Annotated in this window: 11 protein-coding genes; 1 reads left to right on the forward strand and 10 read right to left on the reverse strand. The window is 44.6% G+C overall.

Annotation, left to right across the window (positions count from 1 at the left end):
- Positions 1-23: 23 nt before the first annotated feature.
- The 3 genes from DN068_RS08260 to DN068_RS08270 all read right to left on the reverse strand — a co-directional run bounded on the left by DN068_RS08260 (position 24) and on the right by DN068_RS08270 (position 5,695).
- Positions 24-1,415, reverse strand: a complete 1,392-nt coding sequence (locus DN068_RS08260; RefSeq protein WP_110998437.1) for a T9SS type A sorting domain-containing protein — start codon at positions 1,413-1,415, stop codon at positions 24-26.
- Positions 1,416-1,495: 80 nt separating this feature from the next.
- Positions 1,496-2,869, reverse strand: a complete 1,374-nt coding sequence (locus DN068_RS08265) for a hypothetical protein (RefSeq protein WP_110998438.1) — start codon at positions 2,867-2,869, stop codon at positions 1,496-1,498.
- Between the two features lie 33 nt (positions 2,870-2,902).
- A complete protein-coding gene (locus DN068_RS08270; protein ID WP_110998439.1) occupies positions 2,903-5,695 on the reverse strand; it encodes a TonB-dependent receptor in 2,793 nt (930 codons plus the stop codon).
- Positions 5,696-5,963: 268 nt separating this feature from the next.
- Between DN068_RS08270 and DN068_RS08275 the strand changes: the two genes are divergently transcribed.
- Entirely contained in the window at positions 5,964-7,265 is a 1,302-nt protein-coding gene (locus tag DN068_RS08275) for a DUF2252 domain-containing protein (protein WP_110998440.1), read from the forward strand.
- A 134-nt stretch (positions 7,266-7,399) separates the two neighbouring features.
- On the opposite strand, the gene DN068_RS08280 is transcribed toward DN068_RS08275, so the two are convergent.
- From DN068_RS08280 to DN068_RS08310, 7 genes are all read right to left on the reverse strand, one after another.
- Complete coding sequence (locus DN068_RS08280; protein WP_110998441.1) at positions 7,400-8,317, reverse strand: WD40 repeat domain-containing protein; 918 nt, start codon at positions 8,315-8,317, stop codon at positions 7,400-7,402.
- Between the two features lie 2 nt (positions 8,318-8,319).
- Entirely contained in the window at positions 8,320-11,301 is a 2,982-nt protein-coding gene (locus DN068_RS08285) for an eCIS core domain-containing protein (RefSeq protein WP_110998442.1), read from the reverse strand.
- A 28-nt stretch (positions 11,302-11,329) separates the two neighbouring features.
- Positions 11,330-12,838, reverse strand: coding sequence for an eCIS core domain-containing protein (locus DN068_RS08290; RefSeq protein ID WP_110998443.1), 1,509 nt, complete (start codon positions 12,836-12,838; stop codon positions 11,330-11,332).
- A gap of 20 nt (positions 12,839-12,858) precedes the next feature.
- A complete protein-coding gene (locus DN068_RS08295; protein ID WP_110998444.1) occupies positions 12,859-13,965 on the reverse strand; it encodes an eCIS core domain-containing protein in 1,107 nt (368 codons plus the stop codon).
- 317 nt (positions 13,966-14,282) lie between these two features.
- Positions 14,283-15,728: an eCIS core domain-containing protein gene (locus tag DN068_RS08300; RefSeq protein ID WP_110998445.1), complete on the reverse strand. Its 1,446-nt coding sequence runs from the start codon at positions 15,726-15,728 to the stop codon at positions 14,283-14,285.
- Between the two features lie 10 nt (positions 15,729-15,738).
- Positions 15,739-17,136, reverse strand: a complete 1,398-nt coding sequence (locus DN068_RS08305; RefSeq protein ID WP_110998446.1) for an ATP-binding protein — start codon at positions 17,134-17,136, stop codon at positions 15,739-15,741.
- A gap of 12 nt (positions 17,137-17,148) precedes the next feature.
- Positions 17,149-18,513: a contractile injection system tape measure protein gene (locus tag DN068_RS08310; protein WP_110998447.1), complete on the reverse strand. Its 1,365-nt coding sequence runs from the start codon at positions 18,511-18,513 to the stop codon at positions 17,149-17,151.
- Between the last annotated feature and the right edge of the window lie 20 nt (positions 18,514-18,533).

Genomic DNA, 18,533 nt, shown 5'->3' on the forward strand with positions numbered 1-18,533 from the left:
TTGAGTTGGAAAAAGAAATGTGTTTATGATTTAATGATTGTTTGCTGAATTAAGGTTTGACCAGTCGTTACCACACGTATGAAATAGATACCCGGATTGAACATACACGGTATTGCCACAACCGGATTATCCACCACGAAGTCTTTCTGCAGGACTACTTTTCCATCTGTATTGTAACAACCGATTTCTATTTTCTTGTTCATTAGAGATGTTGCACAATGCAGCAAGATGTCACCACCAACAGGGTTCACCACAGCAATTGCATTTTTTAGCAACATACCAGGAACGGCAGTGGCAGCCATTTCGGGATCTGCAGGGCTGTTGCCCGTTGTGTTTTGTGTTACTAACAAATCCACCATTACCGGATATTTATTCGACATCTGAAACAATGCTTCTATCACATCTGCCGGCGCAGCATTATTGGCCGTTGTACTGTTATCATTTATTGAAACACTCAGGCGATGGCCGTCGTTACCAATAGTGCGATACGAATTTGGCAGATAGCTGATATAATTTGTATTGTGTGCAATCCAGGGTGAAAGAAAAATATGATCATACCAGGATTTACCACCACCGCTGGTTCCACAAGTATTTGGAACGCTGGCACTTTGCCGCGTAGACGTGGTGAGATAAGCTGAATAATTTTGCGGCAGCGCATCCCAATTTGCGGGATACGTCAGATGATTATCTAAAGTAAAAGGTGGATCGTAAAACCGGAAACCAGTGTCAGGCGTTGCGGTCAACGTTTGATAACATGGTTCAGCAGAACTGCGCGTATTGAAATCCCCCATATTGATCATATTCGGCAAATGAGAAAAATGTGTTTGTAATTGCTGCATTTCTCCGGCAATCTGCTGATCTCTCGAAGTACTTGAAGAGCCCGACTGGTCGTGATTGATTGTTACATACAAAAATGTGGTATCGTGCGTTGCTGCAAGGTTCGGATCTTTATAAAATAATTTGTAGGTGTTAAAATCCGTGATATTGGCATACGAACTAACGATCGCTACAAAACCTAATTTCTGGCGGTTGTAAAACAGAACAGACATATTATCTGCCTGCGAATTGTTGGTAGGCATACAATAAGCATACTTACCGGGATACGCCGCATTGAGCGCGTACTGCACAATCGAATCGCCAAAACCAAGCGGTGCTGTTCCATGAAAATCGGAAGCACTTAATTTGATAGAGCCCATTTTTTCGAGACTCAAAATATCTGGATTAGTAAACTGAACTATTGTTTTCAGGTAATTGTGATAAGTACCATTGTCGCCCTGGCATAACGGATATTCGCCATAGTTGAGCACATTATAGGCCATTACATGCAGTGTATCAGTCTGCGCGGTTGCACTCCCAGAAAGGGTTACAAGCAGGAAGAATATTGCGATCGTATGTTTCAATATGTTTTCTTTCATCGTTGCGGCTATTCGATGTTTCAGGATAGATGCACCTGCCGCTACCAGGCTAAGCAGGTGCAGTACAGTCCTGATAATTTTTAGTGTTGGTTACCTGAACCATCAGCCTGATAACAGCCGATGTCTTTACCTGGTTGAGAAATTGTAGTCGCACCAAAGTTTGGATCTACCGGCACTACAGCCAACGCTGAGAATGCTGTGTAACCTTTACCGATACACGGAGAAGTTGATTTCAGATGGAAATCGAAACCTGTAGCGTAAGTAATGTTCTGCACACCCGGAGCAGGCAATGGATAATTTACAAACTGCGGATTGTTCTGACCAACCAATGCCGAAGCATTGTAAGGTGCGCCCAGTACATATCCTGAAGGCAGATAACTGGATGGATTCGGCATATCAGAAGATTGCGGCACTGTGATATAACCTTGCGGATAGAATTGATTTACGATGCTCAATGAATCACCATAGTTGTAAGAATAACCATAGTGCATGTTCAATGTATCTGCAGCCGGATTGTTTACGATGCGCAGACCGAATTTACAGTTTACGATCAGGTTGTTGTACGCACTGCCCTTTGAACCTTCTTCGTAGTTAACGCTACCACCGCGACCAGTCTGAATCTGACGGTAACCACCATTTACGTACGTATTGTTGTACATGTTGATATTCGTCTGTGGATTCAGACCACCTTTGTTAGATGCTTTGGTACCAGTAGTTGCAGTACCCACAAACATATTGTACGCCATATCACCTACGCTACCACTTTTTGCGTTAAATACGTCACCACCCTGATAACCGCATTTCTCAATTGTGTTACGCATAATGCTGAATTTACCACCGGCAATACGAACTGCGTCATCCACACAACCATACAACCAGCTATCTTCGATAATCAAAGAACCGGCGGGGTTCTGGAAGAAGATCAAACGGGAAAGATCACCAGATTTCACACCATTTACACTTGGATTAGTCCATGCGCCACCGCCATATTCCAGGTGCGTCCATTTCAATACAAGGAGCTGACAAGAAGTATCCGCATTAATCCCCAGCCATTTACCAGCAAACGCAGGATCGGTAGAAGGATCGACAGAAGCAACATCTGTTTTAGTCAAACCCGGTACCGTAAACCAGTTTGGATTGTCTTTCGTACCCAATGAAATCAATGTACCTTTTACAGCGATTGAATAATTGCCTGTAACATTCACGCGTACGCCAGCCTGCAACAGCAGTGTATCGCCCGCGGGCACGACTACGTCGCAACCGATCGTGTACGTTTTACCTGAAAGCATCGTTCCTTTGATGGCACCACACAGAGGCTGTGCATCACTCACGGTCTGACCAACCTGCAATGGCGGCGTTGAGATAGTTGTACTACCGCTGTCATTCTTTTTGCAGGAGGTTGCAAACATGGCACCTGCTGCAAGCATCAGCAGAAAATGGTTTCTTGTCTTCATTTTGTATTGATTGTTTAAAAATTGGTTGTTTGATTAATTAAGTTTGAAACGGATACCCACGAGATAATTGCGACCGTAGAGATCTTTCTCGATCAGCACACTGTTTGGTAAAGTCTGATACGGAAGCTCGTACGGATAGGCCATGTATTTATCTTTAGAAGTTTTCATCTCCACTACGCGCGCAGTGTTCAGCAGGTTGTTGATTTTAGCGTATGCATAGACATGTTTCGCAATTCTTTTCTCCACCGAAAGAGCAAGTGTTGTCATTCCCTTTTGCCAATAATCCAGCCCAACGAACGGAGAGATATAGGCAATCATGCGGCCGGTATAAGCGACTGTAAAATGGGCGTCCAGACCTATTTCCTGGTACTTGTAGATGAGTGACATATTACCTATATGGGTTGCCTGTCCCTGCAGCGGATGCGTTTCTGTTACGTTATAGAAATGCGCACTGCCTGTTGCGTCACGTATATAGGAACGTACCGAATCCACAATACTTGAGTTCGTATAAGTATAGTTCAAGGAAACACCGAAACGATGGAAGTACTTAGTAAATACAATTTCCAATCCGTAGTTGGTTGCATTTTGACTGGTCTGATTAATTGGCTTGATGATCTGGTTTGACGGACCACCATTCTGAAGTAAAGCATATTCAATCGGATCACTGATGTTTTTGTAGAAAGCGCCAACCAGCAACTGATCAATACCTTTCGGGAACCATTCGTAACGGGCATCCAGATTATTTGCCACAGCAGGTCTCAGATTGTAGTTCCCGCCTTCGTCAAATACTTCGCCAGGGAATGTGTATGGTACGATTTCAAAGAAACCCGGACGGGAAAGGGAGCTATAATAAGACAGACGGATGTTTTGTTTATTGTCCAGCATATACTTAAAATGCAAGCCAGGCAATATGTTCATATAGGTAATCGTTCCGTTCTGCCCTACAAATTTGTTCGGATCCTCCTTGATCGTATAATGCTGAAAAGTGTTTTCTACACGCACACCACCCAATACCTGCAGCTTATCGCCCATCATCATTTTACCCTGCGCATAAGCAGCTGAAATATTTTCCGTCACTGTGTAAGAAAGATCGTTGTACTGGGTTTCACCGGCAGGCGTCTGCACACTGAACGATCCATCGTAAATATTGGTAAACAACTGTTGACCGTTAGGTACCAGATTGTAATCATTGTAATAATTGACCCGGTCTTTATGACGATACATACCGCCAACCATAAACTCTACATCCTTTCCAAAAATTTTCGGCGTGTAGGTAATATCTAAATAGCCTTCATAATCCTGATCTGTGGTATTCTCCCAGCTATGGCTCCATTTATTAATAAGCTCAGGCTTCACTACCTGGTTTCCTAAACTATCTTTATCCGCGCCGGTAGAAGTATGAATTTCAGACAAGTCCGGAACATCGCGGGTAGCACGCGAAATTGCACCGCGCCAGTCCACTTTCAATTTATCAGTAAGGATGTGGTTGCCCATCAATGTCGCATTGATGATGTTTTGCTTGCGCAAAGCGGAGCGATTTGTAATATCCACCGGGCCTGTGCCTGCGCCTGTGCGGTTGATGTTCACAGTTGTATCGATTGTATAACGGCTTTCCCTTTCATTGAGCTGAAGAAATAAACCGTATAAACTGATCTGGTTACGTGAATTAAAACGGTAGTCTACTTTTGTATGCAGGCCCGTGCGGGTTTCCTGAGTAGAATATTGGCGAAGCAACAGGTCTGTCAACGAAACCTCATTGCCGATGTCTGGCTGAGACGATGGTTTATAAATGATCTGGTTACTTCCCTTAAATGTGTTCTGATAACTGCCGGAGAAAATCACACCGAGCTTTTTATCTTTCAGAAAACGATCCCCAACGGTAAGACTAAACAATGCATTCGGCATTACGTTTCCATGCTGAAAATCACTATTGGCGCGGGTAAAATCATTTGTAACCGCATTGTACCCTATTCCTCCGTTACGTGCCGCAGGATCTTTAGCATTGATTGCAGAAGAATTAAATTTCTCAAAACTACGGTTGAGCAGCAATTCATTTACACCAGTAGCAGCGCTTGCTGAAAACGTAAAGCGGTCAGGCGCATCTTTCATTACAAGGTTCATTACGCCGCCAATCGCATCGCCTTCCATGTTTGGTGTCAGTGTTTTCACTACGTCCAGACGATCCAGAATCTCTGCCGGAAAAATATCCATCGGTATGTAACGTCCCTTATCATCCGGACTTGGAATCTTTACACCATTTACCGTAGTATAACTATAACGCTTGTCCATGCCACGAATCGTTGCATAGCGGGCATCTCCTGTGGCATCACGCTGAACCGTTACGCCGGACACGCGCTGCAATACATTCGCAACGGTAATATCAGGCAGCATTTCAATACTGCGGGCCGACATGACATTCATCACCTGATCGGAATTCTTCTCCTTGTTACGCGCCTGCTCATCGGTTCCATTTTTCAGGTGCGTTTTCACCTCCACTTCTTTCAGCTGTGTGGTCCCCTGCTTCAACGCGATGTTGAACTTTATGTTTTCATCTTGCGTGAGCGTTATTTCCTTTTCCCATTTTTCATAAGAAGCGTAGTGCGTCACAATCTTATAATTACCACCGGGAATGTTTTTAAACTCGTAACTACCATCCAGGCCTGTAACAGAAATATAAGATGTGCCTGCCAGTGTTACTGGAGCACCGGCCAATGGTTCGCCGGTTTTATTATCAAGCACCACCCCTTTCAGGACGGCCGCCCGCGCCAACGGTGACAACGAGAAAAGTGCAGTAGAAATCAGGAAGATTCGTAAAGGTAGCCGCATTCGGTTTTGAATATTTACGGCAAATCTTTCCGTCGAATCCTGAACAGATTCTGAATAAATGATCCAATTTCAGATTAGTAAAAATGAGGTAACGATTTGGAAACAAAAACTTAACACACAAAGCTGGCCTCCTCTAACTCATCCAAAGGAGGACAACTCCAACCGCATCCTCCGACCATGTTATTCCATTGCCGACGATCAACTATATTGTTGGCACGCTATTTTTCTCTGTTTCTATTAACGACAGTATTCATAAATCAACCAACACATGAACAACACATTAAGCCGCATTGTTGCGTTCAACAAAACCAGATTACCGAAAATGGTAGCGATAAAGTACCGGCTAATGGAGCAAAATCTGTTCCGCTTTTACAGAGGCACCTGCCATATGTTTTACGAAGACCTCGCCGGCGATTCCAATTTTTTAAATGCACCACCAGTATGGATATCCGGAGATCTGCATCTGGAAAATTTCGGGAGCTTTACCGGAGATAATGAGCAAGTTTATTTCGACTTAAATGATTTTGACGAAGCAATTCTCGCGCCCGCAACCTGGGAATTACTCCGCGCATTGATCAGTATTTACGTCGGTTTCAAATCCTTAAACATTGAGGATGAGAAAGCTGGAAAAATGGCGCATCTTTTCCTGCAATCATATAAAAACACATTGCTCAAAGGCAAGCCAGATTATGTAGAAGCATCAACAGCCAAGGGGATTATCTGTGAGTTCCTGACCAAGGTAAACCGTCGCAAGCAAAGGCGTATTCTTATTAAACGTACTACGCTCAAAAAGAAAAGAGTTCAGATGCATACCGCAAATCCAAAGCATTTCAAAATAAGAAATCACCTTAAACAAAAGCTGATTAACCATATAAATGAATGGCTAAAAACGGATGAAAAAAGCCCGTACAATTATAGCGTGGTGGATGTGGTATTTCGACTGGCAGGCACCGGCAGCGTTGGCCTGGAGCGATATGCATTTCTGCTGAAAAGCTCCAACGACATCGGCCACAAATACATCTTACTCGATATGAAAGAAGCGGCACCTTCTTCCCTGTCGTCCTACACACCCATTAAACAGCCAACCTGGGAAAGCGAAGCAGAACGCGTGATTGCCATTCAACAAAAAATGCAAAATCGCTGTCCGGCGCTATTAAGTGTTTGTCAATTCAACGGCAAGTCTTTTATCATGCAGGAAATGCAACCGGCGAAAGACAATCTCAATTTCGGCCTGTTGCTTCGGTACAAAGACATGTGCAGCGTCATCGATACCATGGGCATGCTTACCGCATCATCGCAACTCAGAAGCTCGGGCCAGTCGGGTTCTGCAATTACAGACGAACTGATCGATTTCGCAAAAAAAGGCGATTGGGAAGATTCCCTTTTGTACTATGCCAGACAGTATGCGCAGCAGGTAGAAAAATACTATCAGGAGTTTCTGAATGAATTGCCGGCGCTGCAAAAACAGGAAGCACTGCATAAAAAGAAAAACCGCACCGAAGATACCAGTCCGCTGCGAGACGATATTGAAACTATCGAAAAACACGCACAGGAATTATTGGATAAATAAACATCTACGCGGAAATTATTTGAAACCAGCGTTACTACGCCGAAGAAACATCGTTGCGACGCTCCGTTCATCAGCAGCGTTCCAATTGAACAACACGCCTGACTCAAAAAGCAGAGATTAGCTTGCAACCGTTGTCAACTACCAACGGCCAACTGTTCCCTGTCTAGTATTTCTATATAATTCTCCTCGCCTGCAAGCGCCACATAACATTTTCCTGACGGACCAACGGCGATGCCCTCTATAGTATCTTTGAGATCTATCGATGATTGAAGTAAAAAGCCGCCTCCATCCATTTTCCACAACTGTAAATACTGATCATTTACCGCTGCAAGAAAACCAACATCATTGATCGTCGCTATCGCATTGACTAAATCTACAGATTCCGGCGACTGCCAGAGCAACTTTGACGTAACAACATCATAAGACAAAATCCGCTGCACACCGGCGCCAATTAATATAGATGGGCCACAAAGTGCAAAAGCAGTAAACCCTGGCATACCGGATGGCATACCATTCCCTTCTGCTGATGCAATGCGCGTATGATAGCCATCTACCGAAAAAACAATACAACCGTCTTTCAAAAACAAATGACTATAAGGTACATGGTCGGCGTTCTCGGCAACTGTTTTAAGCAGCATCTGATCGCTGCGACGGAATAACAACAAGCGATTGGTAACGTCTGAAAAACTGCCCGATGTCCGCAGACCTTTTGGCGGCTGGTATGAAACTGCTACTAACATCAGACCATTTTCAGCGGAATGAAAAACTTCATCAACGCGGTATTGACTATAATGTGCTTTCGTTCCTGCAGCCAGCTGCACGGTTATCTCAGACAAGTATTTTTTTTCTTTCGTAATCGTCGAGATAAAAAACAAGCCTGCATAAACGCCATCATCCCCGAAAAACAGATTGCCTTTTGCAAAGCCTGGCACATCATAGCTTTCCACTAATGAATACCCGTTCCAGACATGCAATATGCCAATATCCGCGGATGCCCAATGGCTGTCTTTTGCGAATGCAAAACTGAAACCATATCCTTCTTCTAAAACCATAACTAAAAAATATAAGCGCTTAAAGTTCGTACAGACCAACGCGATACATAAGCCGTTGTATGTGCGCCGTTTCTCATAAAATCAATTGCATACCAATCACCGGTGTGACCAATTATATCTACAGGGTCATTCACATTCAATTCTGCGAGCAATGCCGAAGTATCATCTGGTGCTTCATGCACATCAGCCCCATATGGATTTTCAACAGTACCGGGCGTGTTAAGTCGTTCCACAAAAATGGTATTTCTTGCTGCACCGTCTGCATGTACGTTCGCCATCTGAGGAGCACCAGGCGCAACAAAGGCACCCAGCTTCGTAAGTATTGCCAGCTCGGTAGATGCACCACCCAATGCAGCCGTAACATTGGTGCCGGCAGGAAAATGAGTACCGTTCAATATACCGTTGAGATGAGTTCTTGCGGCTGGATTATCATTTTGGCCCAGTATGCCCAGCAACGCCAACCGGAGTTTTGATTCTGCCGCGCCCGCACCGGTAAGTAACGTATTCATCAGACCTTTCGATTCAAGGAAAGGAACGTCTATATAATTGACCATCTGATTACAAGTATGCGCACCGATGGCAGTCATGAAATCAGCCTGTTTATTTGCATCAAGCGTCATCCAGACTTGCAGCAATGCAAGCCCTACACCGAAAACCCGGCCTTCGGGTGTATGTAGTACCGCATTTATCAATTCACCGGCATCTGCATTAATATTCAGGCGATCCATCGTTTGGAACGCCCTCAGCGTATCGTTACCGACCTGTGCGATGCTGTCAAATTTCATTTCAGAAAGCAGTTCTACTGCGCTTCCTACGAGTCTGAAATGTTCCGCATCATTCATATACCGCGCAAGAACGATCTGGTACGCTTTCTTAATCAGAACGCTGTCCCAGTCATTCGCAGCGTGTGTTACGCGACGTTCCATAGCCAATCGCGTAGCGCCCGCATCATGTGCCCATGATTCCAGAGCCGCACGGAGCGCGCCCGTTGGCTCCGTACCGGTTTCTGTATATCGCAATTTCGTATCGGTGAGTTGCGGATCATCTTCACTGAGAATATCCAATGTTCCTGTACGATCAATCAACCCAACAGTGCCGAAAGAACCATTGGCACCAACGGATTGTAATCCCGGACCACCGAGCTGCTGCATAAACATCGACAAACTTGGGTGTGTATTGATAAAGTTGACAATCTCCGTTTGTGCGCCAGGCACATCTCCCGCCGTCACTGCCGATGACACACTATTAGATCCGGTAAGACAAGCATTAAACACGACTCTGTTGTGTGGCGACATGCCGCCCGTACCGTTTGCAGGATTAGCCATAAAATTTCGCACCTCACGCAGCAAACTCATCGTTGCAGGATCGTTGTGCGCAGGATCGCTGCTCGTTACACGGAGCGACTGGTCTACTTCATCTATATGTCCCGGATGGGCCGGATCTTCACGGATCGTTCCGGCCATTTCAATAATCTGTGCATTACCATGACCTGCAAACATTACCTGATCAATCAGGTTATTCCGTCCGTAGGTGCTTGCCAAAGGCCTCACCAAAGCCTGATAATCGGACAAATGTTCGAAGCCCTCAATCATCAGCGTCAGCATTTGGCGCGTATGCGCAGTGATTACTGCAGTAAGATTCGGGTCGCGATGAAAAGCACCATTATGATCCAATGCAGAATGCAGAATCAATGTAAGTGGTTTTGATTTGGAAGTATCTCCGTAGTTATCCACCAGTTTATCCAACGCTCTTTTCTGAAAACGGTGAAAATTCCGGATGCGCCCGCGCAATGCTGTGCTGTCGTAGAACAAAGGATTTCTGCCATTTTCACGATTGAAACTGATGAATGATTCAAAATCCTTTCCATCTGAAGCTTGAAATGTAGGCCGCTGCGAAGCATCACGATGATAACGGACCACATCGTCCACAAAACCCAACCAATGCAAATGCAGAAATTGAGTTTCATCAAGTGCATCATGCAGCACATAATCCTGGAACTCCTGGCGGAGTTTAATCATGTCATTGCCCATCGCAATAGCAGTTCGCATAGCTCTCGCATTATTAGACATGGTAAAAGGCATATGGGAAGCCGACATTGCAGAAGCATAAGTGTGCAGCGCATCTGCATTCGCATCAGACTCCTCACTGCTCACCTGATTGATCAGCATATCAACATACCACATGCCCGCATAACCGAAAATAGCCGCGATATCATCATTGATAAATAATAACAACCTCCGTGCCCGTTCCCGCTGATCATCTGTGAATGCGGGATTAGTAAACCAGTCCGATTGCGACTGAACATACGCGATAAACTGTGTAACGGTTATATGCATCATCTGATCAAACGAGCGAAAATGCACATCCGTTTCCGTTACCTGACGACTTACGGTTTCAGTTGTACTCCGCTGTTGAATAGTATGCGTCAATTCATGTGCCAATAAATGTTTGCCACTTTCTGATTGTGGTTCAAATTTTCCTGAGTTAAAATAAATATCTCTGCCCACTGCAAATGCCTGTGCATTTAAATCACGCGACATCTGAATGGCATTGTCGTCAGTGTGAATACGCACCTCATTAAAACCCGTATCAAAGCGCGATTCCATAAAGCTCTTCGTCTGATCAGGTAGCGGAGATCCATTTCCTTTTGAATTATTTATCTGTTGCGACAAAGACGCGGCTACAGGTTCCGCTTTCCGCTGCGCAAAATTCTGCGGCTTTAATCGGACACGATCTTCGTCTTCACAAGCAGCACATTTGCGTTGCACAAAAGATGGCTCTGTCATGCGCATTACTTTATCCGCAGTTTCATCCGCTTCTTTTTCCATCGGATCATCAGCAGCGCCAACGGTCAGCTTTCGTTGAATGGATTGAAACTGCAAATCCTCTTTCGATTCATGATCGGACTTTTCTGCAGCAGGCGCAACCTTTTGCGACGCCGGCTGCGCGGCATTAACCGGGGTAACTGCTGCTTTTTCAGACATAAAAAAAATCGTTTAGCCATCCATGAAATTATCGTGCAACCGGTGGTGCAGTTGTACTTCCTGTTCCGCCCGGCGTGGCACCCGTAGCACCTGTGCCAGCCTGTGGCTGAACAATCGGGTGCTGCTGCATATAAGTCAGATAATCCTGTAAAGACCTTCGGTGAAAAATATGCACTGCGGCTCTGCCTATGGCAACTCTGTGCGCAAGGACAGTGAAATCTAATGCTGATACACTTAACGCCTGCATCGCCCATTGAAACATAGTTGATTCAGGATTAAAGCGACCCAATCCTGTAGGAACGAGCGTATCATTTATATCTGCTATGACTTCCGGCGTAAATCTGGAACGGTTTCTACTGATGTATTGTTCTACCGTACTCTGTTCTGTATCTACCATCAGCATATCAAAATCGAACGGTGTGATGGCTCCCTGCGGATTCGTCGGATGTCTTGGTTCCTGCCAGTTAAATAACAAGTCTCTGATGATTCTCATGTTTAAAGCAAACAATTCCGCATTTACTTCTCTTAAAATGATCCTGCTTTGTTGCATGAGCATCACCGCCCCCGCAGGAGAATCTACCGATCCGATTCCGGGAGAGCCCGTTACTAACGTTGTAGCATCAAAAAAACGAATATCCCGTATGGCCGCAGGCGTATTGGGATCATTCGCGATCACATAACTGATGATATCGTAATAGTCATGCCGTTGCTCAACATTCTGATATTCGCCAGGCAATAAATTGTGCGTATTATATATCGTTGCCAATATAAAAGTATTGGATTGCGAGAGTCCGGCGATATAGCCGCCTACGCTCGCATCCTGCCATTCTATCCTGTCGGCCATGTACCAATCCTGTGGCTGTCGCGCATGAGACAATCGCCACCATAATCCGGGGTCAATTTCGCGACGTTGTATTTTCCTGTTAGCGCTATTTGTCTGTTGTAACGTGTGGGTTAATTCATGAGCAAGCAAGTGTTTTCCCTCTGCCGATTCCGGCGAGTACCTGCCCTCATTAAAATAAATATTGTTGCCAATGGTAAAGGCCTGCGCGTTTAAGTCGTTGGAAAGCTGCGCAGCGTAACCACCTGTATGAATATTTACATTCGAAAAATCAGTGCCAAAACGATGTTCCATAAAACTTCTGGTAGATTCATTCATAGATCCGCCGCTACCCTTTGTTTCACTGATCCTATCCGAAACTGAATTACCGGCTGTCTGCCTGCTTTCTGCTTCTTTCTTCTGTATAAATGAACCCAAAGGCCTACGCTGCGCCATTTCATCATCTTCACTATGGCCCGCTTTTCTTTGCACTGTATTTGATTGGTTCGCCGACAAATCAGGCATACGCATCACCGTGTCGGCCATATGGTCCGCTTCTTGCTCCAACGGATCATCAGCAGAACCAACCACGAGTTTACACTGAATCGAAAGCGAAGACAATGGTTCCTTCAACGATTCGGTATCCATTTCTGGGCCCACCGATTCCGCGGCTGCCTGGGCTTTACTTTCCGGTGCTACTAACGAATGTTCTGCCATGCTTCATAATAGTTTAAATGCTAAAAAAGAAGTCCCACCTTTGCTGTCACCAATACTTTATTCACTGGATCATAAGAGAGTGAAAAATCTGCACCAAAGCGAATTTTACTTTTCCCCTCATCTGTAATTTTCTTTACGAGATCTACTGTTTTGGAAACATTTTCAATATCAGGTTTGTATTGTTTGTAAAATCCGATCGGATCATTGATTGCACCCGGCAAGCCACCAGCCAGATTTCCAACAGATCGTCCTCCTGCATTAAATGTATCTGCCATCTGGAAATTATACGGCAACAAAGGTGCGCCATAATGTAACCCAAGCCCATACTTACTTTCGCCAGGTGTTGCAGAAAGATTTGCGCTGAATGCGCCGGTATTAAACCCGAGGGCGAACTTATTATCGCCTGGTGTCCAGCCAAACTTAGTTGTAAAATCTTTGTACTTGAGGTTAAACGAAAGTGCATCACCATATTGATAGGACAAGCCAGCCATAAAAGTTTTGGTGTGATAATCCAAATGCACTTTGCTGGTATCAGCCTCTAATAGCAGATGAAAAATTTTGAATTGAAGATCCGGAGGTAAAAACTTAAAATCAAATTCTGGCTTCGGAGCATAAGTTTTATCACCATCTTTATCATCACGCTGAATGCCCTGTGCAGTACCACCCTGCTGCATTGTATGTGTCAGCTCATGTGCGAGCAAATGCTGTCCCTGTGAAGATTCTGGCGCGTATTTCCCTTCGTTGAAATAAATATCGCTGCCAACTGTAAACGCATGCGCATTCAAATCTTCAGAAATTTGTGCAGCATCTGCATCTTTATGCACGCGCACATTGGAGAAGTCTGCATTCATACGCTGCTCCATAAAGTTGCGCGTCTGTTCCGGCAACTGATTACCCTCGCCCTTTGTGTGTGCAATTTTATTTGTCACCGCATCAGAAGCATGTTGTGTTTCAGCGCCTTTTTTTTGTGCAAAAGAGTTCGCCGGCTTCAACCGGATTTCCTCTTCACAGTCTTTGCATTTTCGCTGTATAAACACCGGCGCATCCTGTCGACGCATAGAGCCAGATGCTTCATGCTGAGCCGCGCTGGCTCCTTCCGACTGACGATGAATTGATTGCGTTTTCATAACTCATTATTTTACGTTTTACGTAAGACCCTTGCCAGAGTTACCCTTCGACTCCGCTCAGGATCACAAGTGGTGTATTTTTCCCATATCTCGTCGACCTAAGGAGACGTCCCGCGAAATGTGGGCCCACATTTCGCCGGATCCCTCTTTCATCGGGACAAACCCGAATAAAACATTCTACAGCAAACATAGAACGACAAGTGGATGGGTACCTTTAACCATTGTTTATTGTCCATTTATAAAAAGTTTCTCGCAATGAAGCATAAGGAGCAAAGACGCAAAGGATTGCCCATTGACGTTTGACCATAGTCAATTGATTACGGATTATTTCTGCAACTCGTAATCCCACTTGATTGTCCCTCCGGTGTTGCCAAAAATTCATCCTGTGTAGTACCAATCTGATCAGTCAGCTCACAGGATGCTTTCGAAATCTCATTGGTGTATTGAATAATGGCGTCAAGATCATCATGCGTCAAGACATTTACAAGGCCACGCGAAAGATCTGCCGGTGGCTTATTATTCCGTATATAATCGATAAAATCAGTACCATGTTGTCCCTCGTGTGCACGAAGCGTGGTGGTTTTTTCTTCCACATCCTCTTTAGTAGTTCCTTTACCATAGGCAGAAGGCGCATCTACATCGCCTTTGTAAACGGTTTTTATAGTAACCACAATCTGCCTCGGATTAACATTAACGCCAGCATCATTTTTCAACTCGGTAAGTACGCCAGTGCTGGCGTTAGCTTTCCAATGCAGACTTTGGGAAAAATTGGTTGCCGGACTTGTTTCGTTTCCTTTTGTACTGGTTGAATCCTGCACCACTCGTATCAACACACCGTTTATCGTCATGGAATAAGATTCCACGGCGTTACTTGCATTCCTTTTTACGGTAGCGCCGTCCTGCATTGGTGTCGAAATCACTTTGCGCACTTCCAGCCATTCAATAATTTTTGAAGTATGAATCTTCGGATGAGTCGTTTGCCACTGTCGTATTTTAGTGATCAGCGCGGTTACTTCCGCAGTTGTAAGGCCTGTCATCCGGTTTCGGAGCCGTGTATTACTAAGGTCATTATCGTCCAGTTCTCCTTTGTCCAGGCGTTGCAATGCGTCTTCCCACTGCTTTTTTATATCAGCAGTATCGCGATCATAAGCTTCCTGTTCAGGCGTTGACACAAAACCTAAAGGACGACCATACGGATCTTTCGGCATATCTCTGCGGGCCACATTTCCCTGCTGCATGGTGTGCGTGAGTTCATGCGCCAGCAAACGTTTTCCGTCGGATGATCCTGGTTGATACTGTCCTTGGTTAAAATAAATATCATTGCCTACGGTAAATGCACGGGCCTGCAATTCTGTATTCATTTCAGTGGCTTTACCATCCGTATGAATATTTACACTGTCGAAATCAGCGCCGAATCCACGTTCCATAAAAGATTTGGTATCGCTGTCCATTCTATCTCCATTTCCTTTGCTTGTCTGCACACCGCTATTTACTTTATCGGAAGCAGCACCTCCCGCCGCCGAAACCTCTTTTCTTTGCAGGAATGACGGCAATTGCTTTCGCTGTGCCTTTTCTTCCTCTTCACAATGTGCACATTTTCGCTGTACAAAATTTGTTTCGGGCATGCGCATCACTTTATCAGCCATTTCATCTGCCTCGGTTTCCATCGGATCATTAACGGCACCCACGGTTAGCTTCGTCTGAAGAAAAGCAGCCGGTGCACTTGGCTGATTATTTGCATTGCTGTTGTCGTGCTTCGTCATGGGGCGTTGGTTAAAGGGTTTTACCTTCTTTTTTCAATTCCTTTTTAATTCCTTTAATAATATCATCAGGGCTAATCACATTCTCATTCCGGTTCAAAGCCAGCAATGACACGTATTGTACCACATTCATTATAGCTCCACCCGCAAGATCATATTGATTAGCAATACGCTCCAGCTCGCCACGATCCGGAGGTGTACAGGCACCGCTAAACGCATTCGTCCAAAGCCGCAGACGTTCTTTGGGCTGCGGTTTCTGAAAATGTATGATCGATTGTAAACGGCGTGTAAATGCCTCGTCTACGTTGTTACGCATATTAGATGCAAGAATTACTAACCCTGGATAATCCTCCAGGCGTTGCAGCAGATAAGCGATTTCCTGATTGGCATATTTATCATGGGAATCTGATATACCTGTCCGTTTACCAAACAATGCATCAGCTTCATCGAAGAAAAGAATCCAGTTTTTATTTTCTGCTTTGGAGAAAACTTTTTCCAGATTTTTTTCTGTCTCACCAATATATTTCGAGATCACCATAGATAAATCAATACGGTACACATCAAGCTGATAAAGCTTTCCAAGCAATGCAGCCGTCAGTGATTTGCCGGTTCCCGGCGGACCATGAAACAATGCTTTGTATCCGGGTTTCAATTTTTTATCCATGCCCCATTCTTCATACAATCGGCGGCCATGCTGCAGCCAGATGCGTAAATCATCCAGTTGCTGACCAGTATATTCATCCACAACAAGATCTTCCCAATCCATCTTCGTCGTCAGACGTTTGGCTGGAAACTCAAGACTAAACTGCGGTTTACGAAACACACCTGTTGTAAAAAAATCAACGTATTCTTCTGAAATATTAATGGCGCTGCTGTAAAAAGGTTCCGCAGAACTGCCGTGGTCAATATTGATAATGTTATGCGCCGAAAAAATATGATCGGGCTCAAATAAGCGGTAACAATAAAAGCGATGTGTCAGATCATGCCCCGCCAATAAAAAAAGCGCCGTTTCTACGGTGGGTATAAAACCACTGTGCCGCGCACCTTTAATACCACCAAACTCAGTGTAGCCACGACCTGAACTTTTATTGGCAGAAAAGAAAACATCCAGCAAATTTGGTTGGATATTAGGGATCAACGCCAACATCAACAACATTCGTTCATCTTCCGTAAGCCGGTAATAGTTGACAAACTCAGCATAAACTGAGGGATCGTTACTAAGATCGGGTGCGGCAAGCTCAACGGACTGTTGATTTTCCTGCAATGTATTTTCGTCTGCGGCAAAATAATGTTTGAGCCGGTCATTGACCCGTTTTACAAACCAGGATACCTCGTGCGCCAAACTTTGCGCATTCTGTCCCAATTTTGATCCGTTGTTTCCATTTAATATTTCTACCGATTCATTCAGCATGCTTTTTAGATTTTACCATTCTGTCAAAATCAAATCTCTTCTCCATGGAAATGCCGCTGTCGTAAAACCCCATGGAATTTGTGCTAGTAATACATCTATTGTTTTCCGTTCTACCTGCAATTGCCACCCCGTTTCGTGCGAAGTCAGCAATCCGTCGCGCACCAGAAAGTTGCCACGCAACCCATCAATACTTGTATTCTTCAACACAGACCAGTGACTGATTACGGCCTGTAGCAACTCGTTACAGTTCGCAACATCTGTCTCAGTCAAATCGATATCACGCTGAATAGGCATTGCCTCTGGCATTCCGCAAATCACTTTTTCGAGTGTTAGTGAATACTCTGGTAAACGTTGCTGCCCCGTTGAAAGGAAACCCAGTATGTGTACTGCTTTCATATGCGCTTCAAAGCTGGTCCATTCACCATCTTTAAATAATTCTAGCTGGTCGAAAAGCTGCTTAAAAAATGGCGTCAGCAAGATGATACCAGCGTGGCTTACAAAATATTTTTCATTGGCTGCATCAAATACCTTTTCCGCCGGCATTTCAACAATGAGCGCATGTTGTCCGGCGGATACAGTTTCCGGTATATTTTCTTTCAATGCCAACGCCGAAACCAAGTTTTGAATAACCGCATCAGCAACATTTTCGTCCCGTACCTGTCTTCTTATTGCATCTGCAAATGGCAGCCAAAGAACGCTTGAAACATCCGATGTTTTAAATATTGCAGGCGCACACATCAGTACCAGTTCTTCTATCATTTCACCCGAAAAGCTAATTTCAGATGTCTGTAATCCGGAAATATCATTTATCCACTGTTTCAGCAAATCCAAAGCGGTCAGCAGTTCCGGAAAAAACTGTATTAATGCAATTTTCGTAGCCTGCGGCATTTGCCAGGCGGCCCGTCTCCAGATCACCACATCCTCACGCTGTGTGTCGAAAAATCGGAATATCATATTCCCCTCAAATACTGCGAGGCTAAACATAGTCAGGTCAATATCTTTTTCACCAATCCACCAGGGCAGATTACCCGTCTCTAAGAAAAACTCAAATATTTCCTCATTCGCGAACTGAATAGCTATCCGCTTTTCTTCCGGCGAATTCTTAGCGAGTTGCTCCCGGAGTGCCTGTTCAAACTTGTAAGCAAAAACAATTTCAAAATCGGTTCGGAATGAATGCTGGCTAAACTTCCCCATTTCTATCTGCAGCGAATCAATACGCACCAACTGATCTTCTGGTACTAGTTCCGAGCAGACCTTATCTATGATCTCCTGAATCTGCAACTGAAACGTTTGCGCAAAGTTTGAGCGCAGATTCAATGCCTGCCACTCATCGGAGCAGTTCATCTGGAATTTCAGTGTATTGATTAAGTGTTGCATTGTCAGTTGTCAGTTAGGCT

It is taken from the genome of Taibaiella soli, from assembly GCF_003236175.1.
Classification (GTDB): domain Bacteria; phylum Bacteroidota; class Bacteroidia; order Chitinophagales; family Chitinophagaceae; genus QKTW01.

Excerpts from the sequence above, each read along its gene's own strand:
- DN068_RS08260 (WP_110998437.1), bottom strand. The coding sequence starts at position 1,415 with ATGAAAGAAAACATATTGAAACATACGATCGCAATATTCTTCCTGCTT.
- DN068_RS08265 (WP_110998438.1), bottom strand. The coding sequence starts at position 2,869 with ATGAAGACAAGAAACCATTTTCTGCTGATGCTTGCAGCAGGTGCCATG.
- DN068_RS08270 (WP_110998439.1), bottom strand. The coding sequence starts at position 5,695 with ATGCGGCTACCTTTACGAATCTTCCTGATTTCTACTGCACTTTTCTCG.
- DN068_RS08275 (WP_110998440.1), top strand. The coding sequence starts at position 5,964 with ATGAACAACACATTAAGCCGCATTGTTGCGTTCAACAAAACCAGATTA.
- DN068_RS08280 (WP_110998441.1), bottom strand. The coding sequence starts at position 8,317 with ATGGTTTTAGAAGAAGGATATGGTTTCAGTTTTGCATTCGCAAAAGAC.
- DN068_RS08285 (WP_110998442.1), bottom strand. The coding sequence starts at position 11,301 with ATGTCTGAAAAAGCAGCAGTTACCCCGGTTAATGCCGCGCAGCCGGCG.
- DN068_RS08290 (WP_110998443.1), bottom strand. The coding sequence starts at position 12,838 with ATGGCAGAACATTCGTTAGTAGCACCGGAAAGTAAAGCCCAGGCAGCC.
- DN068_RS08295 (WP_110998444.1), bottom strand. The coding sequence starts at position 13,965 with ATGAAAACGCAATCAATTCATCGTCAGTCGGAAGGAGCCAGCGCGGCT.
- DN068_RS08300 (WP_110998445.1), bottom strand. The coding sequence starts at position 15,728 with ATGACGAAGCACGACAACAGCAATGCAAATAATCAGCCAAGTGCACCG.
- DN068_RS08305 (WP_110998446.1), bottom strand. The coding sequence starts at position 17,136 with ATGCTGAATGAATCGGTAGAAATATTAAATGGAAACAACGGATCAAAA.
- DN068_RS08310 (WP_110998447.1), bottom strand. The coding sequence starts at position 18,513 with ATGCAACACTTAATCAATACACTGAAATTCCAGATGAACTGCTCCGAT.